Here is a 13,867-nt window from a genome sequence, read left to right as displayed (position 1 = left end):
CAAATGTATACTTTAATTTGGTACTATAATTCAAGAACAATCAGCGTTGCGTAATTACTTAAGGCTTCGATTTCGGCCTGTTCGAGATCCCAAAGTGCCAATGCATCTCCGGTCTCCAGCAACCTTCCTTCTATCTCAAATGCTCCGGATATCACGAATAAAAATAACGCAGCTCCTTTCTGTTGAAGCTGATAGCAGATCTCAGACCGGCCATCAAACTGACCTATAGAAAGACTAAAGTGTGAGGCAGCCGGCTTATTCAATTTATAGACTTCAGTAAGCCTGTTCCTATTACCGGTCAGATCAAAGGCTATTGGATTCAGGAAAGAATTTTTCGATACCGTGATGTCCCTGATCATGATCTGCAGAAAGTCTACATTTTCCAGTTCATAGGGATTGGCAATCGAATACCGGCTCCCGGGAGTCAGACAGCAAACTTTAGCTTCAGAAACATTAATTTCTGAAGCACTGATATCAGAAGAATGATCATCCCTGCCAGTAAAATATAAGTCGCCGGTAATTGGCAGCACAATTAAATGTACAGCTTCATCAGCTGCGAGATCAAGCTTCCCGTTTTGGATCAGCGTTTCCTGGTTTAACCGGATCAGTGATTTAAAGGACGCTTTATTTATATCGTAAAAATCACCTTCATTAAAAGTCATAAGCCGTCTAAACATGGCGGTTTCCAGGATTCCGCGCTGTTCATTTAAAAAGATCTTTCCTGGCAGTGGTTCTGCGGGTTTATGGCGGTCTTCTGAACGTTTTTCCAAGGCTCCCATTATTCAGATCTTAATGAATGAATATTAACAAAGGGCTGCAGCTGGTATAAATTGGTAAGCCTCGGTTCTTCAACGCCCAATGGATCAGAAAGCAGCAAATAATTACCAATGGAATCCAGCCATGCCATTGGTTCAGAATAAAAATTGACCGCAACCTGGTGTTTTTCAATGGAACGGATATCTGAATTGATGAGTTCAAATTTGAAATTCTTAAAACTCATAAAATGTTTTCCCAATGTATTCAATACATCCGGAATTAATTCATTGAACTGCTGCATATATCCCGCTATTGATGGGCTGATCAAAAAATGCAGGCGATCTGCAGCAGGAACATGGTGATGCAGATCAGCAAAGGTATAATACAGGCGATCTGCATTAAAGTACTGAAACTGCATTTTAAACTCCAGGTAAGAATCTTCAAAGATCATCTTCTCCCATGTCAGGACCGAATGAATATCAATGATCTTGCGGTAGCAAAAAACAACGGTTCTATTGGTCATTATGCAGGAACATTAATTTTAATGGAAAGATTAAAACCGGCAGCAATACTTCCGGTTACAGTTGCCATTTCCGAATTATTCTTATCATCACTAAATACGTTATCATTTGCATTGAGTGTATAACCGGACATCCCTTTGCTGTATCCGTTTACGATGTTTACTGCAGATCCGCTGCCTTCCGGAAAAGAGATCTGGGTAACTTTTAGTGATGTTCCCGCAGCATTGTATACATGCACATGAATGTGAGTGGACCTGCCACTGTACCATCCCGGAAAGATACTCGTAAATGTAACAAGCCCATTGGCATCTGTTACCTGCCTTCCCCTTAAAAAATGGGCAGACTGGTAATTTGTAGACTGCATTCCTGACCCTCCATATTCAGAATAATTCCCTTCCGCATCGCAATGCCAAATGTCGACAAGTACACCTGAAAGCACTGTACAGTTTGTATTGGAGTTGGCTATGGTAAGCTTGGCTGTCAGCTTATAACCGGTACGGCCATCTGTAATGTCACTCCTAACATATCCTGAAGGACTTTTAGTAGGAAACGGGCCTTCTGTTTCTGTAGGTGCAACAGCACAGGTAGCGCTGCTGGTTCCTGAACCTGGATTAGATACGATTTCTGTACTTACTGCCGCTGAATCTTTTTTACAGGCTACCCACAACGCCGGACCAGAGACTACGCCAACCATTAAACTTCTTAAAAAATTCTTTCTTTCCATGATATTGCTTGTTAATCTGTGTACAAAACAAAAATGCATTTCAAAAAGTAGTTAATGACCTTATATGGATAAACAGGTCAATTGTATCGGTAAAGGGTTTTAGTTGCCTGTTCACCCATACATTTGACCGATTCGCCGATGAAATTTTATATTTTACGGATAAATGCTGTTCATTTGTGTATGGTTCGCACTAAAATTTCCACAATCATTATTCATACTGCGGCCTGGATTCTTTTTATGAGTTTTCCTTTACTGTTCATGAACCAGGACAGTAGTACAAATGCCAATAATCTGCAGTTTTCCTGGGTGTATGTTCAGTTTCCATTGGTATATATCCTGATATTTTATACGAATGCCTATTATCTGTTTCCAAAATTTTACGTTAAGAAAAAATACATCTTATATACGTTATCCCTATTCATCTTACTGGCTGCTGTGATGTTCTTAAAGCCTTTTGACCAATTGCTGCAGCACAACAATGCTTCTAAAAGATTGGGGCCACCCATGCCTCCTCCTATGGAACAACAGCACATGAATGATGGAATGGACAGAATTCATGAGGAAGACGGAAGGCCAGTACCCCACGGACCCGAAAATAACCGCCATTTCGATATTCTGAGTTTTTGCGGCTTTGTGATGGTGATTGGACTTGGAACTGCCTTAAGCTCTATCAAAGAATGGCAGCTTACCGAAAAACGTGCGATACTCGCAGAGGCCGATCGGGCAAATGCTGAACTGTCATTCTTAAAGGCACAGATCAATCCCCACTTCTTATACAACACCTTAAACAACATTTATACCTTATCCATCACCGGAAGTCCGGATGCGTCTGACAGCATTATGAAATTATCAAACATCATGCGTTACGTTACGGACGAGGCCCAGGCTAACTTTGTAACCCTGCAAGATGAACTTGACTGCATTGGCAACTTTATAGATCTTCAAAAGTTACGGTTAGGTAAAAAGGTAATTTTAAATTATACAACAACAGGAAACCCTGACGGTCACCAGATCTCCCCGCTCATTCTCATGACTTTCATTGAAAATGTATTTAAATACGGCTTGAGCAACCATGAAGAAGCACCAGTTACAATAGCGATTGATATAGAACCGGATAAGATCAATTTCTTTGCCCAAAACAGGATCTTTAAAAACAGGAACGAACAGGAGCGAAATCCCGGAGAACGGAGAGACCCTACCACACAGAAATCACCTGGAGACGAGCGTACAGGACTGGGAATCAAAAACACCAAACAGCGCCTTGACCATCTTTATGCTCAAAAATACAGCTTAAAGATCGATGAACAGCAGGAGTTATTTACGGTTAAATTGATACTTCATTCTTAAAGAAATCTCTATATTAGTTGCATAATATAGACTTATGTTTTTAAAATGTGTAGCCATAGATGATGAGCCTCTCGCACTTAAACTGATTAGCGCCTACATTTCAAGAATACCAGAAGTAAAACTGATCAATACGTTTGAAGATGCAATTTCTGGTGCAGAATATATCAATCATACCCCGGTAGACCTGGTTTTTCTGGACATTAACATGCCGGATATTTCAGGCGTTGACCTTGCAAGGGCATTAAAGAAAAAACCCATGATCATTTTTACTACGGCACACAAACAATTTGCGTTTGATGGATTTGAGCTTGATGCCGTTGATTACCTGTTAAAGCCGATTGACTTTGAGCGGTTTTCTAAGGCGATATATAAAGCCTTAGACATTAAAAGATATAAGAGCGATATCGTTTCTGCTGAAGAAGATGCATTTATTTATGTGCATTCGGAGTACCGGATGATCAAGATCATTCTAAAACAGATTGAATATATAGAGAGTATGGAAGATTATGTGAAGATCCACATTCACAATGAAAAACCCATACTCTCTTTAATGACCTTAAAGAAGATCTTAGAAATGCTTCCCGATCCACAGTTCAAAAGGATTCACCGGAGTTATATCATTCCGGTTTCAAAAGTAAGATCGGTACAAAATAAAAAAATACAACTGGAAACAGTTGTACTTCCGATTGGGGACAGCTATCTTGAAAATGTCAAGACCTGGCTCTATTAATTAAGCCGGTTCTTGCTGTTTGGCGATATTGCGATATGCAAAAACATTAAAAATATGTCTGCGTGCAAATCTTCCCGGTGAGTCTGCATTAACCAGTTTAACGTAAACCGCTTTAGGCACCTCAAAATATTCGTAACCGCTTCCATCTAAAAAGTAAACTTTCAACACCTGACGTTCCCAGGTATAATCAGCTATACCGCAGGCAGCAGTAGTCTGCGTGTAAGCCTCTAAAGATAGCTGAAGGGTTTCAGGAGCTATACTCACTAAAAAGTGATACGCTTCAATGATGTCCTTGCTTTTAATCTCTGCTTCTAGTTTTGCTTCTTCACTGTCCTGAAACTTATCCGGATGCCAGTCTTTCATTAAATTCCGGTAAACGGTCTTTAATTCTTTCAATTCTGCATCTTTCTGCACACCTAATAACTTCCTGTAATCGACTATCTTCTTCATAATTTGCGCAAAGGTACTGCAATTTTTATTCTAATCACATTAAGTTTCAATTAATTATAAAATAGGAAACAAAATCACCGATATTTGCCGCCTATGTTTAAAATTGGACTGGCAGAGGATGATCCTAAAATAGCCTCCCTGATTAAAACCGGGCTGGAAGAACTTTCTTACACCGTAACCACCTTTTCTGAAGGCAAACTGGCATTAGAAAAACTTCAAAGTCAACCTTTTGACCTCATCATCCTCGATGTCATGATGCCTGGGTTAACCGGCATTGAAATTTGTAAAGAACTCCGGATCTCTTATCCTGACCTGCCCATATTAATGCTTACTGCCTTAGGTACCATTGACGATAAGATCAGGGGTTTTAATTCTGGCGCAGATGATTACCTGGTTAAGCCCTTTCATTTTAAAGAATTGCTGATAAGAATAGAAGCCTTATTAAGAAGGCATCGAAAAGATCTGGGGCAGCTGCTGATCTTTGATGACCTTACTTTAAATCTATACAGTAAGGAGGTTCATCGTGCAGGAAGGCTTATTGAATTAACAGCCAAAGAAATTACCTTGCTGGAATTGTTTCTCCGCAATCCAAACCGCCTGCTTTCCCGGCAATACATTGCAGAAAATGCCTGGGATATAAATTTTGATACCGGAACCAATGTTATTGATGTTTATGTAAACTTTCTGCGCAATAAAATAGATAAAGGGTTTAGCCGGAAACTGATCCACACCAGGATCAATATGGGCTATATCCTAAAAATAGCGTAGCATGAAGATCAAAGACCGCATTTCTATCTATTTTACACTGGTGAGTACCCTCACTTTATTGGGAATGCTCATTGCAGTCTATTTTACATTTCTAAAGTTTCTGGAGGGCGATTTTTTTGACCGGCTTACAGACCGGGCCAGGATCACCGCTAAACTTTACCTGGAAGCCGATGAAATTTCTACTGATTCGTTAAATAAGGTACGCAATGAATACCTGGCCACACTAAATGGTGAGGTAATACGGATCTATAACTCGAAGAATACGGCTGCCTTTATTGGTGATGATCAGCAATACTGGAATGCCGAGACGATCAATAAAGTAAGAAGGTTAAAAAAGATCCAGTTCAAAGATGGCAGCAGACAAGTAGTTGGTATCTTTTACAAAGACAACCAGGGTGATTTTGTAATCCTGGCTTCGGCCATTGACCAGGGAACCTACTCCCGCATCGACCGCCTAAAAAAGATCATGGCCATCTTTTTTGTGGTCATTTTTGCCGGCCTCCTTCTATCCGGCAGATGGATTGCCCGAAAAGTATTAAATCCATTGGATCACTTTATGGATGAAGTAAAACAGATCAAGTCAAACAACCTGCATTTTAGGGTTCATGAAGGCAAGAATAAAGATGAGATCAATTTGCTCGCCCAGAACTTCAACAATCTCATGGAGCACCTGGAACAGGCCTTTGTACTTCAAAAAACATTTATTGCCAATGCATCCCATGAACTCCGCACCCCGGTAACACGCATGATGATGAGTGCAGAGATCGCCTTATCGCAGGAACGGCAAACGCAAGATTATAAAAACGTACTGGCATCTGTTATGGATGATGCAGAGAAGATGGAAAATACAATCACAGGATTGGTTAACCTTGCGCAGTCGGATCTCGAATTTGGAGCCATCCACCTGCAGCCTGTGCGTATTGATGAAATGTTATGGGAAATTTCAGATGAATGGAATAAGAAGACAACGGCCAAGCTTCTGGTCAGCATTCTTAATATGCCCGACGAACCCTCCCAGCTAATAGCACAAGGAAACCCCAGCCTGCTGCTCATTCTATTTAATAACATCATTTCAAATGCTTTTAAGTTTTCAGACCAGCAGGATGTTCAGTGTATCTTAGATGTACAGGATACTACACTTATAATCTCCATTACCGACCAGGGAACCGGCGTAGAAAAATCTGAACAGGCAGAAATCTTTAAACCTTTCTACAGATCTTCCCTTACCGGCCAATATTCTGGCAGCGGCATGGGCCTGTATATGGCTAAAAAGATTGCCTTACTTTTCAACGGACAGCTGACCATTACCTCTAAAAAAGGCATTGGAAGTACCTTTACAATCACGCTGCCTAAATTTTAATCCCGTTTTAATCCGGCTTTAATTCCGCCTTAATTCCTTGCAGATAGCTTTGCAGATGATGAAGACACAATTAATCCTGATTGCTTCCATGGTGCTTGGAATTACTTCAGTTAGCATTGCCCAGGACACACTTAAACTGAACCTGAGACAAGCTGAACAGTTATTTCTATCCAAAAACTACCAGCTTATTGCACAGCAATATCAAACAGAACAGGCAAAGGCTGACGTGGTCACAGCCAGGCTTTTCGACAATCCTCAACTCAGTTATGAAAACCTCTTTTATAACCATGAAACCAACAGGTTTTTAGAAACCTCTGCCGCAACGGGTCAGTATAGTGCAGCGCTCTCTCAGCTGGTTAAACTTGCCGGGAAACGCAACAAAAACATACAGCTGGCCAATACCGGCGTAAAGCTGGCTGAATATGCATATTACGATTTAATGCGAACCCTTCGTTATAACCTTCGCAGCACCTTTTACAAGGCTTATTATGCCCAGCAGTCTGCATTAGTTTATCATGATCAGATTGAATCTTTAGATCAGCTGCTAAAAGCTTCCGAAGCCCAGTTTAAGTTTGGAAATGTAGCTTTAAAAGATGTAATCCGCATCCGGTCAGAATACTACAAACTTAAAGCCGAGTACATTGCCCTTCTAAATGAAATTGAAGATCTGAAAAGTACACTCAAATTGTTGACCAATATCAGTTCTTCAACAAATCTCCTGCTGATCATACAACCAGCTGATGACCTGGAGTATTCCCTGCAAAGGCAAAGTTTTGTACAGCTATTGGATTCAGCCAGACTGAACCGTGCCGATCTGCAACTGGCAAAAACAGAAGCGATCTATGCGCAAAATAACCTCAGTATTCAAAAAGCCAATGCCATACCCGATATAGAAATCTCGTTAAGCTATGATCTTAAAGGCAACTATCCTGAAAAATATACCGGTCTGGGTATCAAAATTCCAGTTCCCCTGTTTAACAGAAACCAGGGGGAAATTAAAAAGGCACGGATCTTAATTGAACAGGGAAATGTAAACCTGAAACAACAGGAAGCTGTTCTGGAGAACGAACTCTATAACAGTTATAAAACAGCATTACAAACAGAAAGCCTCTATCTATCTATAGAAACCGGCTTTAACAAGAATTTTGAACAGCTGATCACAGAAGTAACTAAAAACTTTAAAAACAGAAACATCAGCTTAATCGAATTTTTGGATTTCTATGATTCTTATAAAGAGAGCATCCTTCAATTAAACCTGCTGAAATACGAACGCATGAATGCGAAGGAAGAAATCAATTACGTAACCGGATCAACCATATTCAAATAAGTCCACCATGAAAAACATAATAAGAACGTTCAAAAAAACAACAGGTAAATTCTCGGTAGTGGCATTGGTTTTCGCCGCAGTAAGCTGCACCAGTAAACAGGAACCGGCAGTAGCCGGTAAATTTGCGTTGACAGACTCATTGATCAGCAAGCTTTTAATTGATACCGTTGAAGCAGTTAACAGCCGTACCGACCTGAATTTTTCCGCGAAGATCACGGCTGATGAAGCACGAATGGCAGAGATCTTTCCAATGGTAAGCGGAACGGTACAAAAGGTGCCGGTACAACTGGGCGACCGCGTTCAAAAAGGACAGTTACTGGCCAGCATAAGCAGTTCTGAAATGGCCGGATATGATAAAGAAGCAATTAGTGCCTCAGCAGAACTTAAGAATGCCGAAAGAAATGTTAAGCAGGCTCAGCAGCTTTTTACCAGCGGGCTATTATCCGAAAGAGAACTGGAGGAATCTAAAAATAACTACGAAATAAAACGCGCAGAAAATAAACGTGCCAACACGATTTTAAAGCTTAATGGAAGTAACAAAAGCGGCAACTATGCCATTAATGCACCTATAAGTGGTTTTATCATTGAAAAGAACATTACTTCAAACATGCAGCTGCGCCCGGACCGGGATAAAAATGCATTTACCCTGGCAGATCTTTCTACCGTGTGGGCAATGATCAATATTTATGAATCCGATATCTCCAGGGTACGTGAAGGTGACGAGGTACATATTTCTATCCTTTCCTATCCGGAAAAGCAATTTAGCGGTAAAGTAGAAAAGATCTATAATCTGATCGATAGTGAAAGTAAAGTGATGAATGCAAGGGTAAGCATTGTCAATCCTGAGTTTTTATTAAAACCCGGAATGATGGCTACTGTAAACGTTTCTGCAAGTTCAGGCATTAACCTGCCGGTGGTGAATGCCAGAGGGGTCATCTTTGATGAAAACAAAAACTATGTGCTGGTCATTGATCCTGCAAAAAAGGTGAGGATCCAGGAAGTAGAGATTGGAAGAAAAACAGCCGATAAAGTATATATCAGCAAAGGCTTAATTCCCGGAGACCGCATTGTGGCTTCAAAACAAGTGTTCTTATACGAGAGCCTTAAAAACTAAATTTTCCAATTCTACCTAACAACAGCTGTAATGAACAAATTCATTAAGACGATCATAGGCTTCTCGCTAAAAAACAAATACTTTATTTTCTTTTCCACTTTTATCCTGATCCTTGCTGGCTATTTAAGCTTCAAGAACACAACGATAGAAGCTTTTCCTGACGTAACCAATACCAACATCACGATCATTACTCAATGGCCGGGCAGAAGCGCAGAAGAGGTTGAAAAATTTGTAAGCAGACCGCTGGAAATTGCGATGAACCCAACAGAAAAAAGAACCAGTATCCGCTCTTCTTCGCTCTTTGGACTGTCCATTGTAAAGATCACCTTTGAAGATGATGTAGATTATGCATTTGCAAGGGTACAGGTTAACAATCATATTGAAGATGCAGATTTACCAGAAGGAATCAGACCAGAGGTTCAGCCTCCGTACGGGCCTACTGGCGAAATCTTCAGGTATACATTAAGCAGCAATCAAAAATCAGTAAGAGAACTAAAGACCCTGCAGGATTGGGTGATCCAGAGAGAATTGCTTTCCGTGCCGGGCATTGCAGATGTGGTGAGTTTTGGAGGTGAAGTAAAGACCTACCAGATCACGGTAGATCCTGAAAAATCCATTCAATACGGAGTAAGCGCAACGGAATTGTTTGAAGCTGTTTCCAGGAGCAACATCAATGTTGGCGGCGATGTCATTGTTCAAAGCGGACAAGCTTACGTGGTAAGGGGAATAGGTGTATTAAACAATATTGATGAGATCCGAAATATTGTAATCGATAACTTTAATGGTACCCCTGTTTATGTAAAGACCATTGCAGAAGTGTCTGAATCTGCATTACCCAGGCTGGGACAGGTTGGACGGGATAGCGATCCAGATGTTGTAGAGGGTATAGTGGTGATGCGTAAGGGTGAAAACCCATCAGAAGTAATCAGCCGTCTCAAAGAAAAGATCAACATAATCAACAATAGCATTTTACCGGATGATGTAAAAATCAATGCTTTTTATGATCGGGAAGATCTCGTGAATTATGCAACCCATACTGTAATGGGCAACATGCTGGAAGGGATCATCTTTGTAACCCTGATCGTGTTCCTGTTCATGGCAGACTGGCGAACGACACTAATCGTGTCCATCATCATTCCATTGGCACTTCTATTTGCATTCATTTGCCTGAAGCTAAAAAGCATGTCGGCAAACCTGCTGTCTATGGGAGCAATAGATTTTGGGATCATTATTGATGGTGCGGTTGTGATGGTTGAGGGTATTTTTGTAACGCTCGATCATAAGGCATCTAAAGTTGGCATGGAAAAGTTCAATAAGATGAGCAAAATGGGACTGATCAAGAAAGCTTGTTTAGAAAATGGAAAAGGGATCTTCTTCGCCAAACTGATCATCATTACCGGTTTGCTTCCCATATTCACCTTTGAAAAAGTAGAGGGTAAAATGTTCTCGCCCCTTGCCTGGACACTTAGCTTCGCATTGTTGGGTGCGCTACTGCTTACCTTCACACTGGTACCTGCTATGGCAAGCGTTCTGTTAAAGAAAGAAGTACGTGAAAAGCACAATATCTTCCTGGATTTTATCACTAAATACACCCTTAAGATCTATGAAAAATGCTTTAAGTTCAGGAAGGCCGTATTTGGTTTCTCTATCGTGCTCCTGATCGCTGGCTTATTCAGTTTCAACTTTTTGGGTACTGAATTCTTACCTACCCTGGATGAAGGCTCCATCTATGTACGTGCTACCGGTCCGCTTAGCATCTCTTTGAATGAGACTAAGAAACTTTCCAATGAAATGAGAAAGATCTTTTTGAGTTTCGAAGAGGTCAAACAAGTCATGTCACAAACCGGAAGACCCAATGACGGAACGGATGCTACAGGCTTTTACAATATGGAATTCCATGTAGACATTTATCCCAGAAAGGAATGGAAAAGAAAACAGAGTAAAGAGCAATTGATTGAACGGATGCAGGAGAAACTTAAAAGCTTTCCGGGCATTAGCCTCAACTTCTCTCAACCCATTTCAGACAACGTAGAAGAGGCTGTTTCTGGTGTTAAAGGATCAATCGTAGTGAAGCTGTTCGGCAATGATTTTAGCTATATGGAACAGCAAGAGGAAAAAATATTTGGGATCTTAAAAAACATTGAAGGAATAGAAGACCTGGGAATCCTCAGAAACCTTGGGCAGCCGGAACTTCAGATTAATCTGGATCAGAAAAAGATGGCACTATATGGTGTAAGTACGGCTGATGCAAATGCTGTGATTGAGATGGCCATTGGTGGAAAAGCTGCTACAGAAATCTATGAAGGAGAACGAAAGTTTGACCTCATTATCCGCTATCCTGAAGATTTCAGAAACGATGAAAGTTCTATCTCCAATTTAAGGATCCCTACCCTGTCCGGAAACAAGGTACCCCTGGGCATGATCGCAAACATTAAAAAGATCACCGGTCCGAGCATGATCTACCGCGATAAACACGAACGGTATGGAGCCATTAAATTTTCCATCCGCGGAAGGGATATGGGAAGTGTAATTGCGGAGGCACAGGCCAAAGTTAAGGAACAGATCAAACTGCCAAAGGAATATAAACTGGAATGGGCCGGAGATTTTGAAAATCAGCAAAGGGCAATTAGCCAGCTTTCAACAGCTGTTCCGATCAGCTTATTGCTCATATTTTTTATCCTGTTCGTTCTGTTTGGGAACATCAAAGATTCATTGCTTGTACTAAACAATGTACCCTTCGCAATGATTGGAGGAATATTAGCGCTGCTTGCTACCGGAATTAACTTTAACATCTCTGCAGGCATTGGCTTTATTGCGCTGTTCGGCATTTGCGTACAAAACGGGGTGATACTAATTACCCGATTTAAAAGTAACATAATCGAATTAAAGCATCGCCCGGACTGGACCTTTGCTGATGCACTAAAAGATGGGATAGCCAGCCGGATGCGCCCGGTAATTATGACTGCATTAATGGCTGCCATTGGATTAATGCCGGCTGCATTATCTACAGGTATCGGTTCAGAAGCTTCCAAACCGCTTGCAATTGTGGTAATTGGCGGCCTCATTACCAATACCCTGTTTAATCTATTTGTATATCCGATTGTATTTTACTGGGCTTATGCTAAAAAAGTAAAGTCCATATCACACACATCGATTGCAGTACACTAATTAAAAAAGTAAAATCTACATCACGCAATTATTCTGCTGCGCCAGTTAAAAAAGTAAAATCCAGTTAATTCGCAGCATTAAAAAGCTGAATGTTTGTAAGCACCGGACTTGCGTTAGATTGCAATATAGTTAACCGGATCCTGGAAGTTTTAACCTTGGGAAACACCAGGATCCGCTTACGTCCAATCGTCGTTTGCTGATCCAGCTTTTTAAAGATATTCCCGTCCCAATAATCTACAGAAAAAGATTTTATACGCTGTCCCAATGCAATATTTTCCTGAATGAGCATCCGGTTCAACTCCGTTTCCTTACCCAGTTCAATGGTAACAGAAGCTTGTTTAACCGAATCATCAGTCGCCCAATACGTCTCAGCCTTGCCATCAGTCAGGTTTTGAGCTGCAAATTGTTTTACCCCTCCCCTCACATTAGAGGCTACAACCCGTTTTCCTTTAGCCAGATCCGTTTTCATCAGGCTATCAATGGCTTTTCTAAATTCTACTAAGCGGGTTGAGTCGTTCGGATGGATCAGGCCATCCCGGTTTACCGGAACGTTCAGCAGCAAATTGCTGTTACGGCCAACAGAAGTATAGTAGATGGACATCAGCTGATCCAGGGTCTTAACCTGATTATCTGTTGATGGGCTATAAAACCATCCCGGTCGGATAGACACATCAACCTCTGCCGGAATCCAGTATTTTCCATTTTCATTACCTGTATTCAATACCGCGGCATCTGGTGCTTTAGCACCTACCCCAAAACCGTCCGTATTTAAAGTGCTCCAGTTGGTTGCTCCGGCAACACCGCGCTCATTTCCCATCCAGCGTGCCCCCGGACCAATATCACTAAAGATAACCGCCTGTGGCTGATTTTTATAAACTACACTATTGAACAGCTTAAAATCGTATTCCTGTTTCTTGCCGTTCTCTGTTTCTCCATTGGCACCATCAAACCACTGTTCAAAAACGTCTCCATAATTGCTCAGCACCTCTCCCAGCGTATTGGCGAAAATCTGGTTGTAAGCAGGTGTCCCATAATCGGGATGATTGCGGTCCCAGGGCGAAAGGTATACGCCAAACTTAAGACCATACTCCTTACACGCATCAGAAAGTTCCCTCAATACATCACCCTTTCCATCTTTCCAGTCACTCTCCCTAACTGTATGTGTGCTGTATTTACTTGGAAACAGACAAAAACCATCGTGATGCTTTGCTGTGATGATAATCGCTTTCATTCCGGCAGCCTTAGCCGTCCGTGCCCATTGCCGGGCATCCAGTTTTTTTGGATTAAACACCTTAGGATCTTCATCACCATGTCCCCATTCTTTATCCGTAAATGTATTTGGCCCAAAATGAATGAACATATAATATTCCATTTCCTGCCAGGCCAGCTGGTTCTTAACAGGTATAGCTCCATAGGCTGCCGGTGGTTTTTGTGCCAAACTGGTTAAGCTGAAAACAAGACCTGTTAAGATCAGGATTGGAATATTTCTGGATGCGTTCATACCTTTAAATCTACGGAATATTCTGAATTACCAAAACTTATGCCCAAACAAGATGTTAACGTATAGGCTGGTGCTCACCCACACCAGTATCCTTAAAATAA

Annotated in this window: 12 protein-coding genes; 7 read left to right on the top strand and 5 right to left on the bottom strand. The window is 41.2% G+C overall.

Features of this window, described 5'->3' with window-relative positions; genetic code table 11:
* Positions 1-23: 23 nt before the first annotated feature.
* From ATK78_RS19465 to ATK78_RS19455, 3 genes are read right to left on the bottom strand one after another with little or no spacing between them, the layout of a single operon-like run.
* A complete protein-coding gene (locus ATK78_RS19465; RefSeq protein WP_133577800.1) occupies positions 24-779 on the bottom strand; it encodes a pirin family protein in 756 nt (251 codons plus the stop codon).
* A complete protein-coding gene (locus tag ATK78_RS19460; protein WP_133577799.1) occupies positions 779-1,279 on the bottom strand; it encodes a hypothetical protein in 501 nt (166 codons plus the stop codon). The genes ATK78_RS19465 and ATK78_RS19460 overlap by 1 nt, the downstream gene beginning before the upstream one ends.
* Positions 1,279-2,001, bottom strand: coding sequence for a dioxygenase family protein (locus tag ATK78_RS19455; protein WP_133577798.1), 723 nt, complete (start codon positions 1,999-2,001; stop codon positions 1,279-1,281). The genes ATK78_RS19460 and ATK78_RS19455 overlap by 1 nt, the downstream gene beginning before the upstream one ends.
* A gap of 237 nt (positions 2,002-2,238) precedes the next feature.
* Between ATK78_RS19455 and ATK78_RS19450 the strand changes: the two genes are divergently transcribed.
* Positions 2,239-3,348 carry a sensor histidine kinase gene (locus ATK78_RS19450; RefSeq protein ID WP_166664919.1) on the top strand — a complete coding sequence of 370 codons (1,110 nt, stop codon included), beginning with the start codon at positions 2,239-2,241 and terminating at the stop codon, positions 3,346-3,348.
* Between the two features lie 34 nt (positions 3,349-3,382).
* On the top strand, positions 3,383-4,078 hold the full coding sequence (locus ATK78_RS19445) for a LytR/AlgR family response regulator transcription factor (protein ID WP_133577796.1): 696 nt from the start codon (positions 3,383-3,385) through the stop codon (positions 4,076-4,078).
* On the opposite strand, the gene ATK78_RS19440 is transcribed toward ATK78_RS19445, so the two are convergent.
* A complete protein-coding gene (locus tag ATK78_RS19440) occupies positions 4,079-4,528 on the bottom strand; it encodes a KTSC domain-containing protein (protein ID WP_133577795.1) in 450 nt (149 codons plus the stop codon).
* A 93-nt stretch (positions 4,529-4,621) separates the two neighbouring features.
* On the opposite strand from ATK78_RS19440, the gene ATK78_RS19435 reads away from it, so the two are divergent.
* From ATK78_RS19435 to ATK78_RS19415, 5 genes are read left to right on the top strand one after another with little or no spacing between them, the layout of a single operon-like run.
* A complete protein-coding gene (locus ATK78_RS19435; RefSeq protein WP_133577794.1) occupies positions 4,622-5,296 on the top strand; it encodes a response regulator transcription factor in 675 nt (224 codons plus the stop codon).
* Position 5,297: 1 nt separating this feature from the next.
* A complete protein-coding gene (locus ATK78_RS19430; RefSeq protein WP_133577793.1) occupies positions 5,298-6,656 on the top strand; it encodes a sensor histidine kinase in 1,359 nt (452 codons plus the stop codon).
* A 55-nt stretch (positions 6,657-6,711) separates the two neighbouring features.
* Positions 6,712-7,983: a TolC family protein gene (locus tag ATK78_RS19425; RefSeq protein WP_243732576.1), complete on the top strand. Its 1,272-nt coding sequence runs from the start codon at positions 6,712-6,714 to the stop codon at positions 7,981-7,983.
* A 7-nt stretch (positions 7,984-7,990) separates the two neighbouring features.
* Entirely contained in the window at positions 7,991-9,097 is a 1,107-nt protein-coding gene (locus ATK78_RS19420; RefSeq protein ID WP_133577792.1) for an efflux RND transporter periplasmic adaptor subunit, read from the top strand.
* A 30-nt stretch (positions 9,098-9,127) separates the two neighbouring features.
* Positions 9,128-12,265, top strand: a complete 3,138-nt coding sequence (locus tag ATK78_RS19415) for an efflux RND transporter permease subunit (protein WP_133577791.1) — start codon at positions 9,128-9,130, stop codon at positions 12,263-12,265.
* Positions 12,266-12,329: 64 nt separating this feature from the next.
* Here ATK78_RS19415 and ATK78_RS19410 read toward each other — a convergent pair whose 3' ends face one another.
* The gene (locus ATK78_RS19410; RefSeq protein ID WP_133577790.1) at positions 12,330-13,766 is read right to left on the bottom strand and encodes an alpha-L-fucosidase; all 1,437 of its coding nucleotides are present in this window, start codon (positions 13,764-13,766) and stop codon (positions 12,330-12,332) included.
* Positions 13,767-13,867 lie beyond the last annotated feature (101 nt).

Origin of the sequence: Pedobacter metabolipauper, assembly GCF_004362715.1 — a bacterium.
Taxonomy (GTDB): domain Bacteria; phylum Bacteroidota; class Bacteroidia; order Sphingobacteriales; family Sphingobacteriaceae; genus Pedobacter; species Pedobacter metabolipauper.
Note: the sequence above shows the minus strand (reverse complement) of the source record. Positions and strands in the feature narration are given on the sequence as shown.

Coding starts and splice junctions, on each gene's coding strand:
- ATK78_RS19465 (WP_133577800.1), bottom strand. CDS start 779: ATGGGAGCCTTGGAAAAACGTTCAGAAGACCGCCATAAACCCGCAGAA.
- ATK78_RS19460 (WP_133577799.1), bottom strand. CDS start 1,279: ATGACCAATAGAACCGTTGTTTTTTGCTACCGCAAGATCATTGATATT.
- ATK78_RS19455 (WP_133577798.1), bottom strand. CDS start 2,001: ATGGAAAGAAAGAATTTTTTAAGAAGTTTAATGGTTGGCGTAGTCTCT.
- ATK78_RS19450 (WP_166664919.1), top strand. CDS start 2,239: ATGAGTTTTCCTTTACTGTTCATGAACCAGGACAGTAGTACAAATGCC.
- ATK78_RS19445 (WP_133577796.1), top strand. CDS start 3,383: ATGTTTTTAAAATGTGTAGCCATAGATGATGAGCCTCTCGCACTTAAA.
- ATK78_RS19440 (WP_133577795.1), bottom strand. CDS start 4,528: ATGAAGAAGATAGTCGATTACAGGAAGTTATTAGGTGTGCAGAAAGAT.
- ATK78_RS19435 (WP_133577794.1), top strand. CDS start 4,622: ATGTTTAAAATTGGACTGGCAGAGGATGATCCTAAAATAGCCTCCCTG.
- ATK78_RS19430 (WP_133577793.1), top strand. CDS start 5,298: ATGAAGATCAAAGACCGCATTTCTATCTATTTTACACTGGTGAGTACC.
- ATK78_RS19425 (WP_243732576.1), top strand. CDS start 6,712: ATGATGAAGACACAATTAATCCTGATTGCTTCCATGGTGCTTGGAATT.
- ATK78_RS19420 (WP_133577792.1), top strand. CDS start 7,991: ATGAAAAACATAATAAGAACGTTCAAAAAAACAACAGGTAAATTCTCG.
- ATK78_RS19415 (WP_133577791.1), top strand. CDS start 9,128: ATGAACAAATTCATTAAGACGATCATAGGCTTCTCGCTAAAAAACAAA.
- ATK78_RS19410 (WP_133577790.1), bottom strand. CDS start 13,766: ATGAACGCATCCAGAAATATTCCAATCCTGATCTTAACAGGTCTTGTT.